Below are 3,435 nucleotides of genomic sequence, written 5' to 3' on the forward strand. Positions count from 1 at the left end.
AGCGCCGGGTCAAGATTTTTCGTTCAGCTTTCGGCCTCCAGCGCTTTTATCGGCTCTTCGCTCTTATCGGCTCTTCAGCTCTAGCGCCTGCAACACGCTGGCGCCGGTGAAGAGGAACAGCACCTGTTCCTCCGCCTCGGCGCGGATCGCTTCGCGGCGCTCCGGCTCGCCGATGTAGTCCAGGGACAGCTGGAACAGGTTGCGGCTGACCAGACTCGACACCCTCTGCACCACCGGCTCGGCCACCAGGGCCGGCAGCAACTGGTACTCGCGGACGTCCTCGGCCATGTCGGCGGCGAAGTCCTCCATCACCTCGCGCAGGGCGGCGCGCAGCACCGGCGAGGCACCATGCAGCTCGCGCACGCCAATGATGAAGGCCTCGGCATGGCCGTCGACGAAGTCGAAGAACAGCTGCACCGTCTCGTGGCAGACCCGCCGTCCGCGGCCTAGGTCGATGCCCAGCAGCTTCGGCATGACCCCGCCGTCGCCCAGCACGGCACGGGCCGCCGCCTCGCGGCGCAGGTCGCGCAGGGGCTGGCGCAGCTGGGTGGCGATGGTGCGGATGATGGCAAGGCCGAGGTCATCCACGTCCTTGAAATGACGGTAGAAGGTGTTGGGGTTCAATCCGGCTTCCCGCGCCAGCTCCCGCAGCCCCAGGCTGCCCAGGCTGCGGTTGCGGGAACCCAGGCGCAACGCGGCCTCCATGAGCAGGCGCTTGCCCGGGGCGTCGGTCACAGGTTCTGGCGACTGGAGCTCGTCGCCACTGGCGGAATTCATCTCTGGCCCTACCTAAGGTTGGTTGTGACGGCATTGGATTGCTGGCGAGTATACATCTGTCTACCTTGGTATACAGCTGTATACGCCGCAATCAACAAGAACAGGAGCCCGGCCAATGACTGCGTCACCCCGACCCTCTGCCCGCCATTGCAAGATCGCCATCATAGGTTCCGGCTTCTCCGGCCTGGGCATGGCGATCCGCCTGAAGCAGAAAGGCGAAAACGATTTCCTCATGTTCGAGAAGGAGCCCGGCATCGGCGGCACCTGGCGGGTGAACAACTACCCGGGCTGTGGCTGCGACGTGCAATCCCACCTCTATTCCTTCTCCTTCGAGCCGAACCCGAACTGGACGCGGATGTTCGCCAAGCAGGAGGAAATCCAGGCCTACCTGGAAGGCTGCTGGGAGAAGTACCGGCTGCAGGACAAGACCCTGCTCGGCACCGAGATCACCCGCCTGGCGTGGAACGATGTGGACGAGCTGTGGCAGATCGAGGACGCCGCCGGCAACCGCTACAGCGCCCAGTTCGTGGTGTCCGGCATGGGCGCCCTGTCCACCCCCTCGACCCCGGCGCTGAACGGTCTGGAGAACTTCCAGGGGACGCACTTCCACTCCCAGCAGTGGAACCACGACTACGACCTGTCCGGCAAGCGCGTCGCGGTGATCGGCACCGGCGCCTCGAGCATCCAGTTCGTCCCGCAGATCCAGAAGCAGGTGGCGCAGCTGGACCTCTACCAGCGCACCGCGCCCTGGATCATGCCCAAGCCCGACCGCGCCATCAGCGAGGGCGAACGCTCGCGTTTCAAGCGTTTCCCCTTGCTGCAGAAGCTCTGGCGCGGCGCCATCTACGCCGTGCTGGAAAGCCGCGTGGTGGGCTTCGCCCTGACGCCGAAGGTGATGAAGCTCGCCGAGCTGGTCGCGCGGGGCCATATCAAGCGCAAGATCAAGGACCCGGTGCTGCGCGCCAAGGTCACCCCGGACTACACCATGGGCTGCAAGCGGGTGCTGATCTCCAACGACTACTACCCGGCGCTGACCCAGCCCAACGTCGAGGTGATCACCGACGGCATCCGCGAAATCCGCGCCAGCAGCATCGTCACCGCCGACGGCAGCGAACGCGAGATCGACGCCATCATCTTCGGCACCGGCTTCACCCCCAGCGACCCGCTGCCGCGCAACGTGGTCTTCGGCCGTGGCGGCGTCGACCTGCTGGACACCTGGCCGCAGGGCCCCGAGGCCTACAAGGGCACCATGACCGCCGGCTTCCCCAACCTGTTCTTCCTCATGGGGCCGAACACGGGCCTCGGCCACAACTCCATGGTCTACATGATCGAATCGCAGATCCATTACGTGCTCGGCGCCCTCGACCTGCTCGGCGAACGCCGCCTGCGCAGCCTGGAGGTCAAGCGCGAGGTGCAGGACAGGTTCAACGGCAAGCTCCAGGGCAGCCTGGGTAATACCGTGTGGAACGCCGGCGGCTGCAAGAGCTGGTACCTGCACCCGGTGAGCGGCCGCAACTGTACCGTCTGGCCCGGCTTCACCTGGCGCTTCCGCCTGCTGACCCGCAACTTCGACCCGGCGGCCTACCACTTCAGCCGCAGCGTGCCGGCGCACGCCGCCCAGGGTCCGCTGCAACTGAACCCCCAGGAGGTGCCGGCATGAAGTCCTTCGAGAACAAGGTGGCCGCCGTCACCGGCGCCGGTTCCGGCATCGGCCGCGCCCTGGCCTGCGCCCTCGCCCGCCAGGGCTGCCACCTGGCCCTGGCCGACGTGAACGCCGAAGGCCTGGCGGAAACCGCTGCCCTGATACGCAAGCTCGGCGTGGAGGTCACCGAGAGCCGGGTCGACGTCGCCGACCGCGACGCTGTGCATGCCTGGGCCGAACAGGTGGTGCTGGACCATGGCCGGGTCAACCTGGTGTTCAACAACGCCGGCGTCGCCCACGCCGGCACCGTGGACGGCAGCGACTACTCGGAATACGAGTGGATCATGAACATCAACTTCTGGGGCGTGGTGTACGGCACCAAGGCCTTCCTGCCGCATCTCAAGGCCAGCGGCGAGGGCCATGTGGTCAACGTCTCCAGCGTATTCGGCCTGTTCGCCCAGCCGGGCATGAGCGCCTACAACGCCACCAAGTTCGCCGTGCGCGGTTTCACCGAATCCCTGCGCCAGGAGCTGGACATGGAGAACTGCGGCGTGTCGGCCAGCTGCGTGCACCCCGGCGGCATCAGGACCAATATCGCCAGGACCGCGCGGATGAACGACAGCCTGGCAAAAGTGACCGGCCAGGAAGCCAGCAGCGCCCGCCAGCAGTTCAACGACCAGTTGCTGCGCACCAGTCCGGAAAAGGCCGCCGAGGTGATCCTGCGCGGCGTGCTCAAGGACAGCCGGCGCATCCTCATCGGCGCCGACGCCTGGGCCCTGGACGGCATGCAGCGCCTGCTGCCGACCCTCTACCAGCGCCTGGTCACCAGCTCCATGCGCCTGGCGGCGAAGTTCGCGCCCAAGCCGAGGACGGGCGAGGTGTCCAAGGCGGTGGAGTGATACAGGGCGCGGCCTTGCTCCACCTGTGGGGGCGAATTCATTCGCTGAGGGCTGCGCAGCAGCCCCTGAATGCTGCGCAGGGCAGGCCTGCGGCCTGCACAGCGAATGAATTCGCCC

The 3,435-nt window shown here is 66.6% G+C and carries 3 protein-coding genes; 2 read left to right on the plus strand and 1 reads right to left on the minus strand.

Translation table 11 applies throughout. The annotated features are described in order from the left end of the window. Window positions 1-63: 63 nt before the first annotated feature. Window positions 64-777: a TetR family transcriptional regulator gene (locus ACFPU0_RS12510; RefSeq protein WP_377693332.1), complete on the minus strand. Its 714-nt coding sequence runs from the start codon at window positions 775-777 to the stop codon at window positions 64-66. Between the two features lie 115 nt (window positions 778-892). Between ACFPU0_RS12510 and ACFPU0_RS12515 the strand changes: the two genes are divergently transcribed. Both ACFPU0_RS12515 and ACFPU0_RS12520 read left to right on the plus strand, forming a co-directional pair. Continuing rightward, window positions 893-2,437: a flavin-containing monooxygenase gene (locus ACFPU0_RS12515; RefSeq protein WP_377693333.1), complete on the plus strand. Its 1,545-nt coding sequence runs from the start codon at window positions 893-895 to the stop codon at window positions 2,435-2,437. Next, a complete protein-coding gene (locus ACFPU0_RS12520; RefSeq protein WP_377693335.1) occupies window positions 2,434-3,318 on the plus strand; it encodes an SDR family NAD(P)-dependent oxidoreductase in 885 nt (294 codons plus the stop codon). The genes ACFPU0_RS12515 and ACFPU0_RS12520 overlap by 4 nt, the downstream gene beginning before the upstream one ends. Window positions 3,319-3,435: the final 117 nt, after the last annotated feature.

The organism is Pseudomonas sp. GCM10022186 (assembly GCF_042656385.1).
In the GTDB taxonomy this organism is placed as follows: Bacteria; Pseudomonadota; Gammaproteobacteria; order Pseudomonadales; family Pseudomonadaceae; genus Metapseudomonas.

Excerpts from the sequence above, each read along its gene's own strand:
- ACFPU0_RS12515 (WP_377693333.1), top strand. The coding sequence starts at position 893 with ATGACTGCGTCACCCCGACCCTCTGCCCGCCATTGCAAGATCGCCATC.
- ACFPU0_RS12510 (WP_377693332.1), bottom strand. The coding sequence starts at position 777 with ATGAATTCCGCCAGTGGCGACGAGCTCCAGTCGCCAGAACCTGTGACC.
- ACFPU0_RS12520 (WP_377693335.1), top strand. The coding sequence starts at position 2,434 with ATGAAGTCCTTCGAGAACAAGGTGGCCGCCGTCACCGGCGCCGGTTCC.